Consider the following 23231-nt stretch of genomic DNA (forward strand, 5'->3'; position numbering starts at 1 on the left):
ATAGTGGAAGATTTTTGCAACTTCGCCTTCGATATTGTGACCCAGCAGCACTGCTACTACGTCATCTTTCAGATCTTCTTTCAGTCTTGTAGCTTCACCAACAAGTTCCAGACCTACGTTCTGAACCTTGCCGTATCTCTGCTCCATTACTACGAAAATACCTTTGCTCATTGGTATTGCCTCCTAAATATATTTCGATTAGATAATGAATTTTTCTTCCAGTTTCTTAACGATTGCTTCAACAGCCTGATCGGGTGTCAGATCGTTCAGGATCGTACCAGCACCTTTCACTTCTTTTGTGAAGGATTTGAATACGTTTGTAGGGGAACCTTTCAGACCGATCATATCCAGTTCCAGATCATCTTTCAGATCTTCGAAGCCCAGGATCTTGATTTCTTTCTTATATGCATCGAAGATACCGCCGATGGACATATATCTGGGTTCTGCCAGTTCAGCAATCGCTGTCAGCAGGCAAGGTGTTTTTACTTTTACGATGTGGTAACCATCTTCGAACTGTCTCTTTACTGTTACAGATTCTTCTGTTGCATCAACGATTTCTTCAACGTAAGAAACCTGAGCCAGGTGCAGTTTTTCAGCAATCTGAGGACCAACCTGTGCTGTGTCACCGTCGATCGCCTGACGGCCTGTGATAATCAGGTCATAGCCGATCTGTTTCAGAGCTGCTGCAATAATGCCGGATGTAGCATATGTATCGGAACCACCGAATTCTCTGCCGGATACCAGGTAAGCTTCGTCACAACCCATAGCCAGCGCTTCTCTCAGAGCAACGTCTGCCTGAGGAGGGCCCATGGAAACAACTGTTACTGTGCCGCCCAGTTTTTCTTTCAGCTGCAGAGCTGCTTCGATACCTGTTTTGTCATCATGGTTGATGATGGAAGGTACGCCGTCACGGATCAGTGTGCCTGTTTTAGGGTCGATCTTTACTTCAACTGTATCAGGAACCTGTTTGATACAAACTAAGATTTTCATTTGCGTTTTCCTCCTGTTTCGTCTCGATTATTTCAACTTCATCCAGCTGGAGATAACCATTTTCTGAACTTCAGATGTGCCTTCGTAGATTTCTGTGATCTTCGCGTCACGCATCATTCTTTCTACGGGGTAGTCTCTTGTGTAGCCGTAGCCACCAAACAGCTGTACACATCTTCTTGTGATATCACTTGCTGTGGAACCTGCGTAATATTTGCACATTGCGGACAGGTGGCTGTAAGGCTGACCAGCATCTTTCTGGCATGCTGCTTCGTAAACCAGCAGTTTTGCAGCTTCTGCCTTTGTAGCCATATCTGCCAGTTCGAACTGTGTATTCTGGAACTGACCGATCTTCTTGCCGAACTGTTTTCTTTCCATTACATATTTTACACATTCATCGATGGCACCCTGCATGATACCCAGCGCCTGGGAAGCAATACCGATACGGCCGCCGTCCAGTGTCTGCATTGCGATCTTGAAGCCCTGGCCTTCTTTGCCCAGAATGTTTTCTTTGGGGATTCTGCAGTTTTCAAAGATCAGGTCGCATGTAGCGGAGCCGCGGATACCCATTTTTCTTTCCTTCTTACCAATGGAGAAGCCGGGTGTGCCTTTTTCAACGATGAAAGCAGAGATGCCTTTGTTGCCTTTGGATTTATCTGTCATAGCGATAACTACATAGATATCAGCATAGCCAGCATTTGTGATGAATACTTTTGTACCGTTCAGAACGTATTCATCGCCATCCAGTTTTGCAGTTGTCTGCTGCATGGAGGAGTCTGTACCTGCACTGGGTTCTGTCAGGCCGAAAGCACCAACTTTTTCACCCTTTGCCAGAGGTACCAGATATTTCTGTTTCTGTTCTTCTGTACCGAAGTAGTAGATAGGGCCTGCGCAAAGGGATGTGTGAGCAGAAACGATAACTGCTGTAGTTGCGCAAACTTTACCCAGTTCTTCGATTGCCATAGCATATGTCAGATAGTTGCCGCCTGCACCACCATATTCCTTAGGGAAGGGAATGCCCATGAAGCCGTATCTAGCCAGCTTAGGAATGCTTTCCACGGGGAATCTTTCTTCTTCGTCCAGTTCTTCTGCCAGAGGTTTGATTTCTGTTTCAGCGAACTTTTTGTACATTTCTCTCAGCAGTACCTGTTCCTTAGAATATCCGAATTCCATAAATTTGTTTCCTCCTTTAAAACGTTTGCTTGTGTCTTAGACTATTGTCTGCTTTTATGCGAAACGGATTTTGCCGTTCCTTTCGTATTCCGATGAAAACCCCGATGCCCTCGGTTTTCCCATACTCTTTCAGTATAGAATACTTTCCTACCTTTTTCCAGTGTATTTTGAGAAAAAAACAGTAGATTTTTGAGAAAATACATCCACCAACAAAATGCCCGAAAAATACCCCAAAATACCCCTCACGCAGTCATTTTTTTGTTATATTCTTCTAATTCCAGTATTGCTTCCTTGATCATAGCAGGTGTAATTTCGTAAGGAATTACATCCATATCGTATCTCTTCATTGCCAATTCCAGAACAGGATCCAGTTCATCTACTGTGATTTCGATATCAGCCAGTTTGGTAGGCAGCTTCATGCCTTTATAGAATTCAAAGAATCTTTCCAGTTTCTCATGCTGTTTATCCAGTGTCAGCAGAACCAGTGTACCATAAGAAACTACTTCGCCATGACGATGTCTTTCTTCAATCTGAGGCAGGGTTGTACTTGCGTTGAAGAACGCATGTGCCAGAGATGTGTTGTATTTTGCAGAGTCAACCATATTGGAAACCATACCTGTGTTGATGAAGATGTCCAGAGCAACTTCTTCGATTGCTTTAGAAGCGCGGTTGTTTCTGCAGTCCTCCATAGCCTGAATCCCATATTTCAGCAGAGGTTCTGTACAGCAGCCGGCCAGCGCTACGCCAGCCTGTTCCTCCAGAGTCAGTTCATCTTCTCTGCCTCTTGCAGAGAATTTTACTTCTGTTTCTTTACTCATACCATCACCGATACCGGCCCACAGGAACTGTGCAGGAGCTTCTGCGATAACCTTTGTAGAAATGAAGATATGTACAGGAGGTCTGTCTACGCGGAAAAATGTACGGAATGTATGGTCTGGATAGTAGTAGATACCCAGTGCGGAATTGCATGCACATGTGGAAGCGATGGTAGGGAATGTAAAGTAGGGTTTATTCAAATTATGAGCAACCAGTTTACCCGTATCAATGGCTTTCCCACCGCCCAGGCAGAAAATCATATCTGCATTTTTCACGATTTCATTCTGCTGCAGTTCTTCCGCAACTTCAAAGGAAGATTCGCCTGGAAATAAAACATATTCCACTTTTACACGACCATCTTTTGTTGCCTCATCCAGATATTTTTTTGTTGCATTAATAGAAATTTCATCACTGATGACAACTGCTTTTGTACCATAGGGAGAGCAGACTTTGTCGATATCCGTGTAAGCATTTTCGCCTGCGGAGTAACCGGGGAAAAATACAGTAGTGTTTGCCATAATTGCATTCCTCCTAAAATTAAAATTGTTCATAACTTCCTGATTTGAATTGAAACTTCTCCTGCCCTATCCCCTTAGGGCTCTCATTCGTTATCCCCCGAAACATTATCATTTGTTATACAAGCTCAGTATATGAAACATTTTCTATTATTTCAACAGAAATTGTTAAAAAAAATACGATTTGGAACAATGAACAATAAACTCCCGCTTTTACCCATTTTAAAAAATGAAATTTTGTTTATTTTTGACACTTTTTTCACAAAATTAAACATGGGTTTCACGATAGTGAAAATCGTTTATTTTTAGGAAAAATCAGCAATTTCCAGTTTATGGCAAAAAAATATCAGCCTATTCAATAGACTGATATTTTTTTCATTTTATTGATTGTTTCGTTTTGTTATTTTCCTATCAAATTCTGACGGAACAGGGGTACATAGACCAGTTTAGGGCCTTTTCTCACGCTTTCCATCAGAGAAATGCTTCTAACAGAAATGCGCATAGGCTCAACCTTTACGCCCTTCTGCACATCCATGAAGCTGCGGTGAGGTTCCACTTCTCTGCCCAGGGTGATATGAGGGCTGAGGCCTTTTCTTTCACGGGCAAAGCCCTGCTGCTCCAGAGATTTTTCCAGTGTGCTGAAGAGTCTCTGCAGATGGGTGCTTTTTTCCAGACCAGCCCACATAATACCTTTGTTTCCTCTGGGGAAAAAGCCGATCTTATCCAATGTCAAAGTAAAGGGACGATTGCGGCGGGCTGTTTCGAAAATCGCTTCCTGCAGATAATCCAGATCATCCTCTTCCACTTCCCCCAAAAAATGCAGCGTCAGATGGAAATTATCCTTAGGAGTATAATTCCCTTTACGGCAAAGCTTCTGTGTCTCCACCTGGATATTCGCCAGATGATCCTTTACTTCTTCTTCCAGTTCAATTGCAATAAATGTGCGCATTTTTCTCCTCCTTTCTCACGAATTTAAGAAAGAAGCTCCTGATGGAACCACCAGGAGCCTCTATTATTTGTGGTTTAAATTACATTACTTAACCAGAGCCAGTGCTTTTTCAACTACGTTTTCTACTGTGAAACCGAAGTCTTTAAACAGCAGGCCTGCAGGCGCAGATGCACCGAAACCATCCATACAGATGATGTCGCCATCCATACCTACATATTTGTGCCAGCCAAATTCGGAAGCTGCTTCTACAGCCAGTCTTGCGCGAACTGCCTTAGGCATTACGCTTTCTTTGTATTCTGCATCCTGTGCTTCGAATACTTCCCAGCAAGGCATGGAGATTACACGGGCCTTAACGCCTTTTGCTGCCAGTTCATCCGCTGCTTTGTAGATCAGTTCTACTTCGGAGCCGGAAGCCATCAGCAGTACATCGGGTGTACCTTCGCAGTCTTTCAGAACATAAGCACCTTTCAGAGCGCCTTTGCCTGTGCCTTCCAGTGCGGGCAGATTCTGTCTTGTCAGAACCAGGCCTGTAGGTGTTGTTTTGCTTGTCAGAGCTGTATACCAAGCCGCTGCTGTTTCTCTTGTATCGCAGGGACGGAATACATTGTAGTTGGGCAGGCTGCGCAGCATTGCCAGGTGTTCGATGGGCTGATGTGTAGGGCCGTCTTCGCCAACACCGATGGAGTCGTGTGTCAGAATGGAGATCACAGGCAGACCCATCAGGGATTCCATTCTCAGACCAGCTTTCATATAGTCAGCAAATACGAAGAAACCAGCGATATAAGGTCTTACGCCGCCGTGTACCGCCATACCGTTTGCCATTGCTGTCATAGCAAATTCACGGATACCGAAGTGTACGTTGGAACCAGCAGGGTTTTCTTTGCTGTAGTATTCTCTTTCCTTCATCACAGATTTATTGGAAGGAGCCAGGTCAGCGGAGCCGCCGAACAGATTAGGCACTACCTTCGCTGCTTTCTGCAGCACCTTTTCGGATGTTGCACGAGTTGCGATGTCGCCTTCGTCTTTCCAGAATTCTTCATCATTCAGCAGATCAGCTGCCAGTTCGTCGCTGTGCCATTCTGCGTATTCTTTTGCCAGTTCAGGATATTTTTCGCTGTAAGCCTTGAACATTTCGTTCCATTCTGCTTCTACTTTTGCACCTGCTGCGTTGATTTCAGCGATGTGTGCTTTTACTTCTTCAGGAACGTAGAATGCTTCTTCATAAGGCCAGCCCAGGTTTTCCTTCGCCAGTTTGATTTCTTCTTCACCCAGAGGTTCGCCGTGAGCGGATGCTTTACCCTGCTTGTTGGGCGCACCGTAACCGATCTTTGTTTCGATCTTGATGATGGAAGGTTTATCAGCTGCTTTTGCTGCTTCGATGGCCGCTTTGATAGCATCTACATCGTTACCGTCTGCAACTGTCTGTGTGTGCCAGCCATATGCCTCAAAACGTTTCAGAACGTCTTCAGCAAATGCTGTTGCTGTGTCACCTTCTATTGTGATGTGGTTGCTGTCATACAGAACAACCAGTTTATTCAGACCCATTGTGCCAGCCAGAGAAGCTGCTTCGGAAGCAACGCCTTCCTGCAGACAGCCATCGCCGCACAGTGCATATGTGTAGTGGTCTACAACCTTGTATTCGGGTGTGTTGAATTTTGCTGCCAGGTGGCTTTCAGCCAGAGCCATACCAACGGCATTTGCGATACCCTGACCCAGAGGGCCTGTTGTCACTTCAACGCCTTTTGTATGTTTGTATTCGGGGTGCCCGGGTGTCAGGGAGTTTCTCTGACGGAAGTTCTGCAGATCTTCAATTGTCAGACCGTAGCCGAATACGTGCAGCAGGGAGTACAGCAGGGCAGAGCCATGACCTGCAGACAGGATGAATCTGTCTCTGTCGTCCCAGTTGGGGTTTGCGGGGTTTGCTTTCAGTTCCTTTGCCCACAGTGTGTATGCAGCGGGTGCTGCGCCCAGAGGCAGACCGGGGTGGCCGCTTTTTGCTTTCTGGATCGCTTCTGCGGAAAGGAAACGCAGGGTATTGATTGTCAGATTATCAATGTTATTCATTGTTGTTTTCCTCCGAAAAATTTTGATTATTTCGTAGCTATTCAGTGTTTATCTCTGAATGAAATCACTTCTTGGGTACGGATTCCCAGTCTTTCAGGAATCTTTCGATACCGATGTCTGTCAGAGGGTGTTTTGCCATCTGGATCAGAACGTTGTAAGGGATTGTTGCGATGTGGCAGCCTGCTCTTGCAGCGTCGATAACATGCAGAGGGTTGCGGATGGAAGCAGCGATGATTTCTGTTTCGATGCCATGGATATCGAAAATATCAACGATTTCTTCGATCAGAGTCATACCAACGGAACCGATATCATCTACTCTGCCCAGGAAGGGGGAAACGTATGTAGCGCCTGCTCTTGCAGCCATCAGAGCCTGTGTTGCGGAGAAGATCAGTGTAACGTTTGTTTTCACACCTTCTGCGGACAGGATCTTAACAGCTTTCAGACCTTCCAGTGTCATGGGGATTTTGATTACGATATTTTCGTGGATCTTAACCAGTTCTCTTGCTTCTGCTACCATGCCTTCATGTTCCAGGCTGATAACTTCTGCACTGATGGGGCCATCTACGATTGTTGTGATTTCTTTTACAACTTCAACGAAATCTCTGCCTTCTTTTGCGATCAGGGAAGGGTTTGTTGTAACACCGCAAATAACGCCCAGGTCGTTTGCTTCTCTGATGTGGTCTACATTAGCTGTGTCGATGAACATTTTCATGGTAGCTATCTCTCCTTTTTATTTTATAAAATGATTGGATTGAGTGATTTCGGCACCCTTGCCGAAACGCATATAAACAGAACCACAGCACACACTGCAGCCCATATTACGCTATTTTCATTTTACGCCAACGGAAAAAGAAAAGCAATGCTTATCTAAAAGAAAAAAGGATGAGTTTATGCTCATCCTTTTCATACTTATTCTATTTTCAGTCTATCCGCATCCGGCATATTCCATATCGCATCATTCTCGTAGCCACCGTTCTGATCCCATGCACCTTTATCTACAAGATAAGAATATTTCATACCATTGTTATCTTCTGCTTTAAAAATAAATTCAATCTCTTTTCCGTTCTTCAATTTGATTTTGTTTTCCCCATTTATATAAGCCAGATAACTTGTGGTATATGCATCCTCATGGGCAATTTCTACAGGAAGTGTCTTATGCAGTTTCCCATCCACGTACACTTCCATCTTTTCATTTTTCAGATCAAAAGAGGCGCCTTTATCAAGATTCAGGATCCATTCAGGGCAATTCACATCCACCCAAATATCACCATCAAAAGTCACATAATCCTGACTTGCCTGCCATGTAACAGAACCACCTCTATTTCCACTGAAATAGGGCAGTACCATACTTTCCACATTGACCCCAGTCATACTCTGGATATATTCCGTGCCGCCTTTTTTCATATGTACCGTTGCAGAAGCCACGCCGCAGAAAGGCACTTCCATCTCCGCTGTAAATACACGGTCATTCCCCGCCGCCGCAGACACTTCCATTTTTTCTGCGCCATCACAGGAAACCATGAATTTTACCGTCATGCCATTTACATATTCTTTAGGGGCAGCCGTCATACGGATAGTCGCTGTTTTTGCCTTTTCATCCACATCGATAATTTCCATACTGCTTTCCCGAAGAGGGTTGTTGGCTTCTTCAATGCCCTGCTCGATATTGCGAGGAATATTGTTGACGATACTACTAATATGTTCTTCCGTCCGATAAACCTGAGTCTTTACATCGTTTCGTGCCTGTTCAATGCTGTCATTGATAGCAAAAGTTGCAAAACCAATCGCCGCCAGCAAAATAACGAAGCAGATACGGAACTCTTTTCGGGTCACATACTTTTTCTCTTTTTCTTCTTTCTGTTCCTCCTGATTTTCATACCAGTCTGTCATAGGCGTTTCTCCTTTCGGACTTGCATCTACTACATGCTTATTTCAGCCAGTTCTTTACAACTTCCTTGATCTCTGTTTTTTCACAGACATTCTTATGCAGGATGGGTCTGTGCTCCAGACCTACGATGGGTGCAGGAACGGAAACGCCGCTGACCTGTTCCAGATCTGCCTGCAGAGCGAAGGCATCGCCATCGGCATATTTTTCATCCAGGGCAGTCATAACGTCCTTTGTGAATTTGTAAGGAGATGCAGTGGAAACGATGACCATAGGCTTGTTGTCGCCGCTTTCCGCTTTGTATTTCTGATATGCAGCGTAGGCTACGGCTGTATGAGTATCCATCACGTAGCCTGTTTCTTCATAGAATTTTTTGATTGCCGCGAAAGTTTCCGCTTCTGTTGCGTATTCACCGCTGATATTCTTTTCTGTGATTTCTGCTTTATATGTACCTTCCTTGCTCAGGCTTTCCATTTCCGCCTTTGTAGCATCCTGTCCGCCCATATGCGCCAGCAGTCGTTCCAGATTGCTGGAAATGAGGATATCCATGGAAGGAGAAACCGTCACGTGGAATTCTCTGTTTCTGTTATATTCCCCTGTGCGGAAGAAATCGTACAGGACTTTATTGTCGTTGGAAGCACATACGAAATGTCCTACGGGCAAACCCATCTTCATGGCATACCAACCGGCAAGAATATCGCCGAAGTTGCCTGTGGGAACAGTGAAGTTCAGTTCTTCGCCTGCTTTGATTTCGCCCAGTTTCACTGCATTCAGGTATGCCCAGAAATAATAAACGATCTGAGGCACCAGTCTGCCGATATTGATGGAGTTTGCGGAGGAGAACTGGAAGCCTTTTTCGTCCAGTTCCTTTTCCAATACTTTATCTGTGAAAATGCTCTTTACTGCGGACTGAGCATCGTCAAAGTTTCCCTTGATGCCCACAACGCAGGTATTCGCACCTTCCTGTGTATTCATCTGCAGTTTCTGCACAGGGCTGACGCCATCTTCGGGGAAGAATACCATGATTCTTGTGCCTTCTACATTGGCAAATCCTTCCAGTGCCGCTTTGCCCGTATCGCCGGATGTAGCTGTCAAAATAACAATTTCCTTATCCAGACCGTTTTTCTTTGCGGATGTTTTCATCAGATAAGGCAGGATGGACAGTGCCATATCCTTGAAGGCCAGTGTTCTGCCGTGGAACAGCTCCAGGAACATGGCATCGCCTTTTTTCACCACAGGAACGATTTCGGGTGTATCAAATTTTTCATCATAAGCCCCATCGATGCAGGCTTTCAATTCTTCTTCTGTGAAATCCAGATATTTGCTCAGAACTTCATAAGCCAGTTCCTGATAGTTCATTTTGCCCAGTTCTTCCAGAGATTTCTCCATCTTGGGAATTTCTTCGGGGATATACAGACCGCCGTCGGGGCAGATACCGCGCAGGATGGCCTGGGATGCCGTTGCTGTGATGTTTTTATCTCTTGTACCGATATATTTCAATGCCATTTCTTTCACTCCTTTTCTTCGCGAGGCGCTGCCTCACACTCCGCAAGGGGGTCACCCCCTTGACCCGATTTGCAAAAGCTCATTCAATTGCAAAGCAACTGTAGGCCGGAGGCGAAGCCGACCTTGCACGCTTTTGCGAAAGTAACACGATAGTTCTATTTTACAGATAATGCAGGATTTGTCAATGATAATCGCACAAATGTCTTTGCAATAGAAACATTTACTCCCATTTCCAGCTGACAGCATACTTGTTTTTGAGACGTCCCTTCTGCATTTTCGCCCAGCCCAGAGGGAAACCTTCCACACAAACCAGCGTCCATCCATCTTTCCCTTCGCCTTCTACCGTTTCCCCTTTCAGATAACGAATGACACGGTCATCCTCCAGAGAGAAATCCACCACATTTTTCACTTCTTCTTTTTTCAGCCCCATGGCGAATGCCTGAGAAGGCTCAAAGCGGTCTTTTTTCAATGTACCCAGCAGCCAGCCAGTACGCAGGACACGCAATTTATCCAGTTTCGGCGTCCCTTCGGGAAGGAGATACAGACCGTCGCCATAAATTTTATATATTCCCTTGGGCATCTCTTTCAAAACGTCTTTCGCAAAATCTGCAAAAGCATCCATCTGCTTTGTCCATTTGCCCTCTTCCGCAGGAACGGATTTTACCCCTTTGCATCCCTTCTTTCTCAGCAGTGCAAGGAAGTGTCCTTCTCCTTTCAGTTTATGGGGATACAGTCTGGCACAGGCTTCAAAGGGAGCCAGCCCGGAAACAAATCCATTTTTCTTCTCAATCGGAACCAATTCAAATTCAGGATGGTTTTCCAGAAAATCGCCGATGCTCTTTTCATTCTCTTCGGGAGAGAAGGTACAGGTGGAATACAGGAGCATACCGCCCTCTTTCAGCATAGGCGCGCAGGCTTCCAGAATCTTCGCCTGTTCTGTCCGGCAGAATTCCAGCATCTTTGCATCCCAGCTTTTCACCATATCAGGCTCTTTTCGGAACATCCCCTCGCCGCTGCAGGGGGCATCTACAAGGATTTTATCGAAAAATTCAGGGAGACGATTGGCTATCTTTTCAGGTGTTTCGCTCATGACAATAGCGTTGCGAATACCCGCCAATTCCACATTTTTCAGCAGAGTTTTTGCTCTGCCTGCACTGATGTCGTTAGCAACCAAGAGACCAGTACCGTTCAGCCTAGCCGCCAGTTGGGTCGTTTTCCCGCCAGGAGCAGCGCAAAGATCGAGGACAATGTCCCCTTCTTCGATGGGCAGGGTCGCCGCAGGGCTCATGGCACTGGGTTCCTGCAGATAATACAGCCCCGCATGATAATAAGGATGCTTTGCAGGGCGTTCTTCCCCTTCATAATAAAACCCAGTGGGGCACCATGCCACAGGGCTCAGACTGAAAACCCCTTTTTCCTGCAATTCTTCTCCGCTGATTTTCAGCGTATTCGCCCGCAGACCATAAAATCTTCCTGCATCGAAGGAAGCAATATAATCATCATATTCTTTCCCCAACAGGGCTTTCATCTTTTCCATATATTCCAAAGGCAGGTTCATGCTCGTCCTCCTATACTTTATCGAAATTTTTGTTTTTTGTTTTCATCATACCGAAGCACAGGAAAATTGACAAGCCCATTCCCTTTTTCAGAATCCACAAAAATCACTTTTGTTTTCTGATACTTTTTTATCTTTACAAAGAGACCCAACTCAGATAATATTTATTACAGAAAAAATCCATCCCCGAAAGGAGAAATGTTATGGGAAAAGATATCTGGAAACCGGGAACGGTCATTTACCCCGTACCCGCCGTTATGGTCTCCTGCGGCACCATGGAGAATAAAAACATCATCACTGTGGCATGGACAGGAACCGTCAATAGCGACCCTGCCATGACATACGTCTCCATCCGCCCCAGCCGCCATTCTCATCAGATCATCAAGGAAAGCGGCGAATTCGTCATCAATCTGGTGACAGAAAAACTGGCTTATGCCTGCGATTACTGCGGTGTGAAGAGCGGACGTGACATCGATAAATTTTCTGAAATGAAGCTGACTGCCAAAAAAGGCGAAAAGGTAGATGCTCCTATCATCTATGAAAGCCCTGTGAATATCGAATGTAAGGTGAAACAGATCATTCCCCTTGGCACCCACGATATGTTCCTGGCGGAAGTGGTTTCTGTCCAGGTCAGCGATGAATATCTGGATGAAACAGGGAAATTCCATTTCGACAAGGCGAAGCCTATCTGCTATTCCCACGGCGCGTATTATGGTCTGGGCAAAAAGCTTGGCACCTTCGGCTATTCCGTAAAGAAAAAAGAGGCTACAAAAACGGCGAAAACGGCAAAGAAAAAGCCCGCTTCCCCCAAAAAGAAACCAAAGAAGAAAAAGTAACACGAGGAGGATCATTCACAATGCTGCATATTTCTGAAGTCAATCTTATCTCTGTAGACAAAAGCGAGGAAAGCTGGGCCATCGAAGGCGAAGTGATTTTCGAGGACGATCTGGCCAGCGGTTTTGAAGCCAGCTATCTGGCAGAAGAAGACGAATGGGAAGAACTGTCCTTGGAACTGGAAATCGAAGAAGGATTCAGCATGGGCATGTTGAAAAGCATGATCCTTTCTGCAATAGAAGAATACGAAGAATAAAAAAAGAGTCCGAACGGACTCTTTTTGAGTGTGTGAAAAATTTTCTGTAAATAGGCTTTCTATGATAGGATTTGATGGCTGAACAGCTGATTTTTCAACTATCCAACCTCACAGACAATATAATGACTAAATGCAGGCATGTCAAGAAAATCCTGATTTTTCAGGACTTCTGACATGCCTGTTTTCTATTATTCCGGTAGCCTGCCTTCGTACATAATACTCAATTCACCGTAGACACGACCCCAGTTTCGGAGAGTTACAGTCCATTTTTTAGATACTTCGAAAGTTGCCAGATACAGAGCTTTCATAAGGGCGGTAGGGCTGGGAAATACACTTCTCTGGGCATTCAGACGGCGATAGGAACTGTTCAGGCTTTCGATAGTATTGGTCGTATAAATGACCTTGCGAACCTCTGCAGAAAATTTGAAAATAGGGCAGATGGCATCCCAGTTGGAAGACCAGCTTTTCATGGCATTCGGATATTTAGCCTGCCATTTTTCTGTTACAGCTTCCATATTTGTACGCCCCTGCTCTTCTGTAGGGGCCTGATAAATACTTTTCAAATCTGCAGCAAAAGCCTTTCTGTCTTTTTCTGGCACATATTTCAGAGTATTTCTGACCTGATGTACAATACAGCGCTGATACTCAGTCTGGGGGAATGCTGCATTGATAGCTTCTTTGATGCCTGTAAGACCATCCGCACAAAGGATCAGGATGTCCTTTACACCTCTGTTTTTCAGTTCATTCAATACTGTCAGCCAATATTTGCTGCTTTCATTTTCACCGACCTGGATTGTCAGCACTTCTTTTTTCCCTGTATGATTGACGCCCAGAATTACATATGCAGCCAGTTTTCGGACAACGTTATTATCTTTCACAGAGAAATGTACTGCATCAATGAAAAGGATCGGATATACTTCAGCAAGTGGTCGGTTCTGCCATTCTTCGATTTCCGGCAAAAGGCGGTCTGTGATATCAGAGACCATCCCTTCACTGACCTCAAAACCATAAATATCTTCGATCATCTCTGAAATCTGGCGTGTAGTCATGCCTTTGGCATACATAGAGATGATCTTGTCATCAATCGCAGAAATATCTTTCTGACGCTTTTTTACGATCTTTGGTTCGAAGGTACTGTCACGATCCTGCGGCACACTAAGCGTTGTTTCGCCGTATTTGCTGCGGATTTGTTTTTGTTTATATCCATTTCTGGAATTTGGATTATCAGAGCGTTCATAGGATTCATAACCCAGATGCTCGTCCATTTCAGCCTCCATCATTTCTTTGATGGTATCGCCCAGCAGATCTTTGAGGGCGTCCTGGATATCCTCTGCTGACTGGATATCGTATTCCTGCAGGAGTGCTGCAATGATGTTTTTCTTACCCTCGGACATTCTTTTTCTTTTTGCCATAAGTAAAGGCCTCCTATAATAGTTTTATTCTATCATAGAAGGCCTTGCTAGTTATGTTTTTACAGAGATTTTTTCACAGTCTCCTCTTTTTTCGTTTATACAGCCTCTTTTTCTTCTTCCTCTGCTTCCAAAACCGCTTCTACGATCTCTTCCACATTTCCTTCTTCCAAAGTAGCTTCTTCCACTAAAACAGATTCTTCTGCATTTTCTGCTTCTTCCAAAATTTCTGTTTCTTCTTCCACTTCTTGTGCCTCTTTTCTGAGCTGTTCCTTTTCCAGGATGTGCTTGCCCACCATAAACAGCAGCACAGCAACTACCGCAGTGGGGATCACCGTCAGTGTCACCTGCACCCAATAGAACTGTTCGCCCCAGCGGAAGAAGGGAAGCAGCACGCCGTAGATTATCGTATACAGGGCCGCCAGCAGGATCAACACGCCGATAAAGGTTTTTCTGCCTTCAAATCTTTTCAAAGGGTCATCCTTGCAGAAAGCCACCACTTTCTCGAAGCAATCCTGGTCTTCCATATCTCTGATCTCTTCCGGCAGCTTCGCCACATGGAAGGTATCAAAGAAACAGTAGCACCAGATAACAGGCAGCAGGAACGCCAGGAACTTCCAGCCGATGGTCATGGTCAGCCCCAGCAGTGCCGTGAACAGTGCCATGATCAATGCGCCTTTTTTCATCATGCCATGATACATATAGCCGCCGCCGGGCCAGAGGGCACACAGAAAGACCAGCAGTTTTTTCTTGTCGATATTCACAATCTTTCCTCCTTATAAGATTCGCTTAGGGCGGAAATCGATATAATCCGCCGCAATCAGTTCATAGGTGATGCCGTATCGTTCCCCTTCAAAGGCCGTGGCATGGCTGGCTGCGCCGTGCAGATGTCCATAGACCACTTTTTCGATGGGGTATTCCTTGAAGAGTTCCGTAAAAGCGGAATCTTCTTTTTTATCATTCATCGGCGGGAAATGCATCATCAGGATGATCTTCTCCGCACCGCTTCGCATAGCTGCATCCAAAGATAATTTCAGCCGTACCTGTTCTCTTTCATATATTTTTTTGTCCTGCTCCGTGAAGCGGACATCATTGGGGCAGAGCCAGCCGCGGGTACCGCAGACAGCCCAATCCTCATATCTGTCAAAATCATTTTTCAGAAACCGCATCCCGGGATATCTGGCCTCCAGCTTGGAGGAAGATTTCCACCAGTAATCATGGTTGCCGCCCAAAAGGATCTTTCTGCCCGGCAGGTTATAGATGACGTCTAAGTCCGCCGCCGCTTCGTCGATGCGCATGCCCCAGGAAAGATCCCCCGGCAGAAGCACCGTATCTTCTTCCGTCACCAGTTCCTTCCAGCTTTCAATGATCCTCTGGCTATGGTTCTTCCAGTTTTCCCCGAAAATATCCATAGGCTTATCCACGGAAAAGGCGAAATGCAGATCTGCAATGGCAAATAAGCCCATCTCCTTCCTCCTTTTCTTATATACGGTAAACTTCTACCAGTACATTCAGCTTCTCATTAAATTCTCTCAAACGATCGATATCGTTGCTGTTCCATACATCTGTAAATTCTCTGTTGATGGCGTCCATATCTTCCAGTTTCAGCCTGAAATGCAGCTTCTGGATATTATCCAGAATGTTGGATGTCATGTTTCTTCTGATCTCATTTAAACGCTGGGCATTGGTGATCTCTTCTCGGATGGTGGACATTTCCTGATCCAGATTAAAAGCCGCTTCCGCGCAGTTATGCAGTCTGTCCTGCAGCTCCTGGGGGATATTGCCGCTGTATTTATAACGCAGGGAATGTTCCGCCGTCGCCCAGAAGTTCATCGCGTTCGTGCGAATCTGAATTTCCGCGAAAATTTCCCTGGGGCCCAACGCTGTACTCAAAGGGTATTTAATGATGATATGATAGCTGCGATAGCCGCTGTCTTTCGTATTCTTTATGTAGTCTTTTTCCTGCACGATGGTCATATCTGTACGGCAGCGCACCATATCTACCACCTTCTGGATATCCTCCACGAACTGGCAGAGGATACGGATACCGGCGATATCTTCTATCTCCTGTTCAATTCTCTCAGGAGGGATATGCTTTCTGCCTGCTTTATCCAGAATACTGGCAGGTTTTTTCAATCTGCCTGTGACAGAGTCGATGGGGGAATAAATGCCCAAATGGCGGCACTCTTTATCCAGATTTTTGAACTTTAGCAGCAATTCCTCCACCGCTTGCTCATAGGGGTAGAGCAATTCCTTCCAATTTATGATTTCCAAAAGGGTTCCTCCTTCGGCTAAATTGCCATATTTCTTCATTTTCATTGTACTACAAAATTCTATGTCTGCGCAATGGAAGAATTCCTTAAATTTCCCGAAATTTCGGCATTTTCTAAACTTTTTTGAAAAAAGAACGTCACACCCACTCTGAGCGTGACGTTTTTTTATCTTTCCAGTAATTTTTTAACCTCTTTTTCCGTGCCTGCCGCCAGGACCCGCTTGGCAAATCCCTTCGCCTGTTTTTCCGTAAGCCCCCTTACCTGATAGCGCACAGCGGCAATTTCATTGGAGACCATACTGAATTCATCCAGCCCCATGCCAACCAGAATTGGCACGGCTCTTTCATCCCCGGCAAATTCCCCGCACATACCCACTTCCTTTCCTTCCCTGTGTCCCGCTTCAATGACCTTTTCCACTGCCCGCAAAACCGCAGGGTGGAAGGGACTATAGAGCTTCGTCAGCTTCTGGTTGCCCCTGTCCGCCGCAAGGATATACTGGGTCAGGTCATTTGTGCCAATGCTGAAAAAATCCACTTCCTTTGCCAATTCCTCCGCCACAAAAACTGCCGCAGGCGTTTCCACCATGATGCCCGTGCTGATGCTTTCCCGAAAGAGAACGCCCCGCTCCTTTAATTCCCGTTTACATTCTTCCAGTAATTCATTGGCTTTCCGAAACTCCTCCACGGAAACAATCATGGGATACATGATGCGGATATCCCCAAAGGCCGCCGCTCGCAGGATGGCTTTCAGCTGGGTCTTGAACACATCCCGCATATCCAGGCAAAAACGGATGGCCCGCCAGCCGAGGAATGGATTTTCTTCCTTTTCAAACTGATAATACGGGAGGGCCTTGTCCCCGCCAATATCCAACGTGCGGATAGTGATAGGCTTCTTCAAAATTTCCGCCGCTTTCTTATAGATTTCAAACTGCTCCTGCTCCGTAGGAAAACGGCTGCTTTCCATATACAAAAATTCGCTGCGGAAGAGGCCGACCCCCTCTGCACCATGCTTCTTCGCCGCTTCCACATCCTTGATGCTGCCCACATTGGCATAGAGATGTACCTGCCGCCCATCGGTGGTCACCGCAGGTAGACGGTTCATTTCCTTCAGCTTCCGTTTCAGTTCTTTTTCCGCCTCCTGCTTTTCCGCATAGACCCGCTTCTGCAAATCATCAGGGGATAGCAGCAGAAGTCCTTCGTTCCCATCCAGAATGACTTCTTCCCCTGCCTGCACCTTTTCCAGAATTCCTTCCATGCCTAATAAAGCAGGGATTTCCAGACTGCGGGCAAGGATAGCCACATGGCTGGTTGCGCCGCCCTTGGCTGTCACCATTCCTCGGATGTAGCGAAAATCCATCTTCGCCGTATCAGAAGGATTCAGTTCTTCCGCAAAGAGAACGACCTTTTCTTTGATATTTCGAAACGGGTCATCATCTACTCCCTTCAATATCGCCATGATACGCCGACAGACATCCCGTACATCCGCCGCCCGTTCTCGCAAATAAGCATCCTCCAGGCTTTCCAGCAGAGAGCAGGTCTCTTCCATCTGTTCCTCCAAGGCCCACTGGGCATTTTTCCCTTTAGATATCTTTTCATTCACCCCATCGATCAGGGTATCATCCTCTGCCATATCCAGATGGGCAGCGAAAATAGGATTCGTTCTCGCCAATGGGCGCAAAGCTTCCCTCGTCTGCTCTGCCGCCCGTCGGAAAGCCGCCTTTTCCCGCTCAATTTCATTTTCTTTGATTTCTAGATGTTCTGCCGCCAGATTTGGCGGCTGCACCAGAAAGGCACGTCCCATTGCCACACCTTTTGATGCCCTCTGCTCCGCTCTGATCTCTTCCATACTCATCCCTCCAGAATATTCAGAAAGGCTTCCAGTTTTTCCACAGAGTGTTTATCCCCTTCCCCATCGGCAGAAAGAATCATTTCGCTTCCTTCCTTGGCCCCCAGAGTCAGTAGCTGCAGGATGCTGTCAGCAGCAGCCTTCTTCCCATTGTGTTCAATATAGACCTTGCAGGGCAGCTCCTTTGCAAAAGCAACCAGTTCGGATGCCGGGCGGGCATGGAGCCCTGTTTTATTCTTTAAGATCACTTTTCTTTCGACCATCTTTTCGACCTCCTAAAAATCGTTTCCCTTAGTTTCCCTGATTCCCTGAAAATTATGAGTCCTTTTCTTCCGCTCCATTTTTGATAATCTTTTTCATATAATTCCACTTGGAATTACTTGACATTGATTCTCCTCTGTGATATCTTTAAGTCACAAAGTTAGTCAAGGCTAACTCAATAAGCAAAAAGGAGGTCATCCCGTGAGCGTAGTCATCGTAGGCGGCCACGACAGAATGGTTCGTCAATATATGGATATTTGCAAAAAATTCAACTGCAAGGGCAAGGTTTTCACCCAGCTGCCCGGCAACTTCAAAGGACAGATCGGTCAGGCAGACCTCATTATCCTTTTCACCAGCACTGTTTCCCACATCATGGTAAATGGCGCGGTACAGGAAGCAGAAAGAAACAATATCGCCATCGAACGCAGCCACAGCAGTTCTTCTTCTGCGCTGAAGCGTATTCTTGGTCAGTATTGTGCATAAATATTTTTGATTATAAGTTAGCTTAAGCTAACCATATAGGAGGTACAAAATGTCGGATTTTGAAAAAGATTTATTATACTTTGCCTCCCCCGCCCTTCTGGGCAGAAAACAGGCAAATCTCTTCTCCTTCCCTGTCACCTGTCTGACAGACTATCGTAAGGAGATCGAAAAATATAAAAAAGAACTGGCTCCCCTTGGCATCTCTGTAGAATATCTCTACAGCCGCCATCAGCGGGTATATCTCCTCATCTACCGTAAGGATATGCTCCTGCAGTATCTGAAACAGCCCGACGTAAAAGACTTTCTCATCCGAGAGGGCTATCCTCAGAATATCGGCGAAGAAGCATCCTTTCAGGAATGTATCTGCACCTTGCGTCAGCATATCCTGCAGGGCGATGAATTCCCCCACGAAGTCGGCTTTTTCTTCGGCTATCCCGCAGAAGATGTTTTCGCTTTCATCCGCGAAAAGGGCCGCAATTACAAGCTGGTAGGCGACTGGAAAGTTTACGGCGACGGCAAAGCCGCTCTTCGTACCTTCCGCAGCTATGCCAGATGCAGAAAAAGACTTATGGAACAGGCAGCCGCCGGCGCATCCATCGTGTCCCTTCTGGAACCCGTATGTGCCCATGCAGCTGTTTGATATAAAAACTTACTTAACTAGGAGGCGTACATTATGAAAAACGCAGTAATTTATTGGAGTGGTACAGGCAACACAGCAGCTATGGCAAGAGCCATCGGCGCAGCTATGGGCGAAAATACAGAAATTTTCTCCGTAGATAAATTCACAGGCAACATTGCAGATTATGACAAGATCGCATTCGGTTGCTCCGCTATGGGCGACGAAGTTCTGGAAGAATCCGAATTCGAACCCTTCTTCACAGCCATCGAAGGTCAGCTGAAAGGCAAGAAAGTTGCTCTCTTCGGTTCCTACGGCTGGGGCGACGGTCAGTGGATGCGTGACTGGGCAGACAGAACATCCAAAGCAGGTGCAAACCTGTATGATGAAGGTCTGATCGTAAACGGCTTCCCCGAAGGCGACGCAAAAGTACAGTGCACAGCTTACGGCGAAGGCTTCGCAGCATATTAATATGATAGATAGCATCTGATCTCAGATGTTTCTATAAAAACTCCTAAAATTAAACTCTCTATTATTTAAACTCAAAATTCTCCTCTATTATCTCTCTAACTATAAAAAAGAGTCCGTAAGGGCTCTTTTTTACTGCCCAATAACCCCCTTTTTTCTTTCAGACTGAACCACGATACATACAGAATCTGGGACTCTCCCCGCCTCCTTTCAAATCACCCCCTTCAGTCTGCTTTTATAAGCCCCTACAGCTAATTCTAAGCCACCATTTCCAATGCAGTACCCATCTACCGCCACAGGATCAAGCCTGCCACAGTGCCCCACATTGCCCGAGAACACAGTCCAAGTTTTGCATGTTAGCGCCGGTATGCACCAGATGTCACTTACTGATTTACGGCAAATAAAAAAGCCGTCCTTATTTCTAAGAACGACTTTTTGAGATTCTTACTACTTATTCGTCAGCATGACAACTGCATCCGCCTTCGCGTTTTTTTGCGCACATGCCTGCCTGAGGGCAGCCAATGCATACCACGCCGCGTTTCTTTTCTTTTCTGATGTAGAGCAATGCAGCTCCTATAATGATCAGAACGATCAATCCTAAAATAATATCTGTCATACTGAAAACTCCTTTTATTTACGCGTTTTTCGCTGCGCCTTTCAGAGCATATTCTGTAGCAATGCTTCTGTTTGCTTTCTTGATCAGGCTAACGATGATCGCTACGATCACGATTACAGCGATCAGGCCGGGAACGAAGCCTGCGCCCAAAGCGCCTGTTGTAACCAGTGTACCGATCTGGTATACCAGGAATGCAACTACGAAACCTGTTGCAAACTGCAGAGCGATACCGCCTGCCAGCCATTTTTTATCCTTAATTTCAGAGTTCATCGCACCCATTGCTGCGAAGCAGGGAGGTGTGTACAGGTTGAACATCAGGTAAGCCAGAGCTGCTACTTTTGTCAGGCCCATAACAGCTGCTACTTCATTTGCGCCGCCAACCAGAGCCAGTTCATCTGTATCGATGAAGTTAGAGATACCATATACTACAGCGATTGTACCAACAACGTTTTCTTTTGCAATGAAGCCTGTGATAGCCGCTGCTGCCAGCTGCCATGCACCGAAGCCCAGAGGGATCAGCAGCAGAGCAAAAGGAGAAGCGATTGTAGCCAGGATGGATGTGTGTTCCATACCTTCTTCAACCAAATTCAGGGACATATCGAATGTGGACATGATCTGAACAACTGCGTTACATACCAGAATGATTGTACCAGCTTTGATAATGTATGCTTTACCACGGGACAGCATGGACATGAATGCCAGCTTCAGGCTGGGGATTTTATATTCAGGCAGTTCCATGATAAAGAAAGATTTTCTTACTTTGTGACCTGCAATTTTGTTTACCAGCAGTGCGCCGAACAGGATCAGCAGGATACCTACGAAGTACATCAGTGTACCAACCCAGGAAGCATCTGCGAAGAATACGCCTGCGAACAGAGCGATTACAGGCAGTTTCGCACCACAGGGCATGAAAGGTGTCAGCATCGCTGTTGCTCTGCGTTCTCTTTCTTTTCTGATCGTACGAGCAGCCATAACGCCGGGAATCGCACAACCTGTACCGATAACGAAAGGAATTACAGATTTACCGGACAGACCTACTTTTTTGAAGATGGGGTCCAGAACAACGGATACACGCGCCATGTAACCACAGTCTTCCAGCAGAGCCATCAGGAAGTACATTACCATTACCAGAGGCAGGAAACCAACTACAGCACCTACACCACCAACGATACCGTCAACGATCAGAGCCTGCATGAAAGGAGAAGCGCCTTCTACCCATCCTGCAACTGTTTCGCCGAAGCCTTCGATCCAGCCTACCAGCACATCTGCGATCATGGGGCCTACTGTGGACTGGGAAATATCGAATACCAGGAACATGACTACTGCGAAAATGATGATACCTGCAACAGGGTTTGTCAGGATCGCATCCAGTTTATCCTGGCTGTTCTTTTCTTTTGTCAGCACTTTTCTTGTTTCAACGGATTTTACGATGCCGTTTACGAAATCAAAACGCTTTCTATCAGATTCTACAACAGCTTCTTTATTTGTCAGGTCAACATTGCCTTCATCGTAAGGTGCTTTCTGTTCTTTGCCCTTCAGGGAAGCAGCTGTTTTCACAACTTCAGCCAAACCTTTGTCGTTCGCTGTAATGGATACTGTCTTGATCACAGGACAGCCCAGCTTTGCGGACAGCAGTTCTGCGTCGATCTGTGTTTCTTTCTTTTCGTTTACGTCACTCTTGTTCAGGGCTACTACCACGGGAATACCCAGTTCCAGCAGCTGTGTTGTGAAGAACAGAGAGCGGCTCAGGTTTGTCGCATCCACGATGTTGATGATAACGTCAGGATTTTCGTTTTTCACATAAGAGCTTGTGATGCTTTCTTCAGATGTGAAGGGGGACATGGAATATGCACCGGGCAGATCGACTGCGATCAGCTCTTCACCTTCATAGAAGTTCTTTTTGATGGGGCTTTCTTTTTTGTCTACTGTAACACCAGCCCAGTTACCAACGCGTTCGTTTCTGCCTGTCAGCGCGTTATACATAGTGGTCTTACCACTGTTAGGATTACCTGTCAAAGCAATTCTCATTTTGGTTTCCTCCTAGAAAAATAATCGTTCTTTTGTTTAGCCGAATCATAGTTTTATGTATCAAAGATAGTTAGTAAGCACTAACCCTCGAGGAAAATATATGTGGTGAAAAATTCACCACTTATACCTCGATGGCTTCTGCCAGCAAATCATCAATAGTGTATCTGCCATCCTTGATGGATACCACACAACCACCCTTTACACGTCTAACGACTGTGATAGGTTCGCCGCTGTAGCAGCCCAGGGAAAACAGAAACGCATCCATTTCTTCATCGTCTGTCACGATGCTTTTGATGATATATTCTACGCCTTCCTGTGCAGTTGTCAGGTTCATACTATCCTCTCGCTTTCTTACCATAATTAGCCATAACTAATCAACTAGAAGTTTACCACGGCTAACTGGTTGTGTCAATCGAATGCCACCGATTTTAACAATAAATTTTCTCAATTAGCCATGACTAATGATACCTTTTTCTCAATAAAAAATCAACCTGTTTTCCACAAAAATACTCGGCAGAAATTATCTTTCTACCGAGTATAGTTCATTTCTTGCGTTTACTGCAGCTGCTGCAGTCTCCGACACAACCGCCGCAGCCGGCGCTGTTCTTTTTCAGAAAGCGGATAGCGGCGATCAGCGCAATGACCACCGTCCCAATGATGAGATAATCAAAAATACCCATTTTTCTCACCTC

General features: G+C 45.7%; 24 protein-coding genes. 5 read left to right on the top strand and 19 right to left on the bottom strand.

Translation table 11 applies throughout. The annotated features are described in order from the left end of the window. Nucleotides 1–198: 198 nt before the first annotated feature. From IJ369_RS07745 to IJ369_RS07785, 9 genes are all read right to left on the bottom strand, one after another. Nucleotides 199–990, bottom strand: coding sequence for an electron transfer flavoprotein subunit beta/FixA family protein (locus IJ369_RS07745; protein ID WP_290717840.1), 792 nt, complete (start codon nucleotides 988–990; stop codon nucleotides 199–201). Nucleotides 991–1017: 27 nt separating this feature from the next. After that, a complete protein-coding gene (locus IJ369_RS07750; RefSeq protein WP_290717842.1) occupies nucleotides 1018–2160 on the bottom strand; it encodes an acyl-CoA dehydrogenase in 1143 nt (380 codons plus the stop codon). 242 nt (nucleotides 2161–2402) lie between these two features. Further along, entirely contained in the window at nucleotides 2403–3494 is a 1092-nt protein-coding gene (locus IJ369_RS07755) for an iron-containing alcohol dehydrogenase family protein (RefSeq protein ID WP_290717844.1), read from the bottom strand. A 397-nt stretch (nucleotides 3495–3891) separates the two neighbouring features. Beyond that, on the bottom strand, nucleotides 3892–4440 hold the full coding sequence (thpR, locus tag IJ369_RS07760) for an RNA 2',3'-cyclic phosphodiesterase (RefSeq protein WP_290717846.1): 549 nt from the start codon (nucleotides 4438–4440) through the stop codon (nucleotides 3892–3894). An 84-nt stretch (nucleotides 4441–4524) separates the two neighbouring features. Further along, nucleotides 4525–6504: a transketolase gene (gene tkt, locus IJ369_RS07765; protein WP_290717848.1), complete on the bottom strand. Its 1980-nt coding sequence runs from the start codon at nucleotides 6502–6504 to the stop codon at nucleotides 4525–4527. A 64-nt stretch (nucleotides 6505–6568) separates the two neighbouring features. Beyond that, the gene (gene fsa / locus IJ369_RS07770) at nucleotides 6569–7216 is read right to left on the bottom strand and encodes a fructose-6-phosphate aldolase (protein ID WP_290717850.1); all 648 of its coding nucleotides are present in this window, start codon (nucleotides 7214–7216) and stop codon (nucleotides 6569–6571) included. Nucleotides 7217–7413: 197 nt separating this feature from the next. After that, a complete protein-coding gene (locus tag IJ369_RS07775; protein WP_290717852.1) occupies nucleotides 7414–8394 on the bottom strand; it encodes a hypothetical protein in 981 nt (326 codons plus the stop codon). A gap of 37 nt (nucleotides 8395–8431) precedes the next feature. Further along, nucleotides 8432–9895, bottom strand: a complete 1464-nt coding sequence (gene thrC / locus IJ369_RS07780) for a threonine synthase (protein WP_290717854.1) — start codon at nucleotides 9893–9895, stop codon at nucleotides 8432–8434. A 220-nt stretch (nucleotides 9896–10115) separates the two neighbouring features. Further along, the gene (locus IJ369_RS07785) at nucleotides 10116–11453 is read right to left on the bottom strand and encodes an RsmF rRNA methyltransferase first C-terminal domain-containing protein (RefSeq protein ID WP_290717856.1); all 1338 of its coding nucleotides are present in this window, start codon (nucleotides 11451–11453) and stop codon (nucleotides 10116–10118) included. Nucleotides 11454–11653: 200 nt separating this feature from the next. On the opposite strand from IJ369_RS07785, the gene IJ369_RS07790 reads away from it, so the two are divergent. Together IJ369_RS07790 and IJ369_RS07795 are read left to right on the top strand one after the other, a co-directional pair. Continuing rightward, nucleotides 11654–12286: a flavin reductase family protein gene (locus IJ369_RS07790; RefSeq protein ID WP_290717858.1), complete on the top strand. Its 633-nt coding sequence runs from the start codon at nucleotides 11654–11656 to the stop codon at nucleotides 12284–12286. 20 nt (nucleotides 12287–12306) lie between these two features. Next, nucleotides 12307–12540, top strand: a complete 234-nt coding sequence (locus tag IJ369_RS07795; RefSeq protein ID WP_290717860.1) for a hypothetical protein — start codon at nucleotides 12307–12309, stop codon at nucleotides 12538–12540. Between the two features lie 188 nt (nucleotides 12541–12728). On the opposite strand, the gene IJ369_RS07800 is transcribed toward IJ369_RS07795, so the two are convergent. The 6 genes from IJ369_RS07800 to IJ369_RS07825 all read right to left on the bottom strand — a co-directional run bounded on the left by IJ369_RS07800 (nucleotide 12729) and on the right by IJ369_RS07825 (nucleotide 18330). Next, the gene (locus IJ369_RS07800; RefSeq protein ID WP_290717862.1) at nucleotides 12729–13952 is read right to left on the bottom strand and encodes an IS256 family transposase; all 1224 of its coding nucleotides are present in this window, start codon (nucleotides 13950–13952) and stop codon (nucleotides 12729–12731) included. Between the two features lie 95 nt (nucleotides 13953–14047). Continuing rightward, nucleotides 14048–14713, bottom strand: coding sequence for a hypothetical protein (locus tag IJ369_RS07805; protein WP_290717864.1), 666 nt, complete (start codon nucleotides 14711–14713; stop codon nucleotides 14048–14050). 12 nt (nucleotides 14714–14725) lie between these two features. Next, nucleotides 14726–15415 carry a metallophosphoesterase gene (locus IJ369_RS07810; protein WP_290717866.1) on the bottom strand — a complete coding sequence of 230 codons (690 nt, stop codon included), beginning with the start codon at nucleotides 15413–15415 and terminating at the stop codon, nucleotides 14726–14728. A 16-nt stretch (nucleotides 15416–15431) separates the two neighbouring features. Beyond that, the gene (locus tag IJ369_RS07815; protein WP_290717868.1) at nucleotides 15432–16223 is read right to left on the bottom strand and encodes a GTP pyrophosphokinase; all 792 of its coding nucleotides are present in this window, start codon (nucleotides 16221–16223) and stop codon (nucleotides 15432–15434) included. Nucleotides 16224–16387: 164 nt separating this feature from the next. Next, a complete protein-coding gene (gene ptsP / locus IJ369_RS07820) occupies nucleotides 16388–18067 on the bottom strand; it encodes a phosphoenolpyruvate--protein phosphotransferase (protein WP_290717870.1) in 1680 nt (559 codons plus the stop codon). A 2-nt stretch (nucleotides 18068–18069) separates the two neighbouring features. Then, entirely contained in the window at nucleotides 18070–18330 is a 261-nt protein-coding gene (locus tag IJ369_RS07825; protein ID WP_290717872.1) for an HPr family phosphocarrier protein, read from the bottom strand. Nucleotides 18331–18529: 199 nt separating this feature from the next. On the opposite strand from IJ369_RS07825, the gene IJ369_RS07830 reads away from it, so the two are divergent. The 3 genes from IJ369_RS07830 to IJ369_RS07840 are packed head-to-tail and all read left to right on the top strand — an operon-like array spanning nucleotide 18530 to nucleotide 19898. Further along, nucleotides 18530–18811 (top strand): DUF2325 domain-containing protein, encoded by a 282-nt coding sequence (locus IJ369_RS07830; RefSeq protein WP_290717874.1) that lies wholly within the window; start codon nucleotides 18530–18532, stop codon nucleotides 18809–18811. Nucleotides 18812–18860: 49 nt separating this feature from the next. Further along, nucleotides 18861–19451: a DUF3793 family protein gene (locus IJ369_RS07835; RefSeq protein WP_290717876.1), complete on the top strand. Its 591-nt coding sequence runs from the start codon at nucleotides 18861–18863 to the stop codon at nucleotides 19449–19451. 33 nt (nucleotides 19452–19484) lie between these two features. Further along, on the top strand, nucleotides 19485–19898 hold the full coding sequence (locus tag IJ369_RS07840; RefSeq protein WP_290717878.1) for a flavodoxin: 414 nt from the start codon (nucleotides 19485–19487) through the stop codon (nucleotides 19896–19898). Between the two features lie 448 nt (nucleotides 19899–20346). On the opposite strand, the gene IJ369_RS07845 is transcribed toward IJ369_RS07840, so the two are convergent. The 4 genes from IJ369_RS07845 to IJ369_RS07860 form a co-directional block, all read right to left on the bottom strand. Continuing rightward, nucleotides 20347–20511, bottom strand: a complete 165-nt coding sequence (locus tag IJ369_RS07845) for a FeoB-associated Cys-rich membrane protein (RefSeq protein WP_290717879.1) — start codon at nucleotides 20509–20511, stop codon at nucleotides 20347–20349. An 18-nt stretch (nucleotides 20512–20529) separates the two neighbouring features. Continuing rightward, nucleotides 20530–22539, bottom strand: coding sequence for a ferrous iron transporter B (gene feoB / locus IJ369_RS07850; protein ID WP_290717880.1), 2010 nt, complete (start codon nucleotides 22537–22539; stop codon nucleotides 20530–20532). A 121-nt stretch (nucleotides 22540–22660) separates the two neighbouring features. After that, entirely contained in the window at nucleotides 22661–22873 is a 213-nt protein-coding gene (locus IJ369_RS07855; protein WP_290717881.1) for a FeoA family protein, read from the bottom strand. A gap of 208 nt (nucleotides 22874–23081) precedes the next feature. Further along, on the bottom strand, nucleotides 23082–23219 hold the full coding sequence (locus IJ369_RS07860; protein WP_290717883.1) for a FeoB-associated Cys-rich membrane protein: 138 nt from the start codon (nucleotides 23217–23219) through the stop codon (nucleotides 23082–23084). Between the last annotated feature and the right edge of the window lie 12 nt (nucleotides 23220–23231).

Source organism: Anaerotignum sp. (assembly GCF_017483025.1).
In the GTDB taxonomy this organism is placed as follows: Bacteria; Bacillota; Clostridia; order Lachnospirales; family Anaerotignaceae; genus Anaerotignum_A.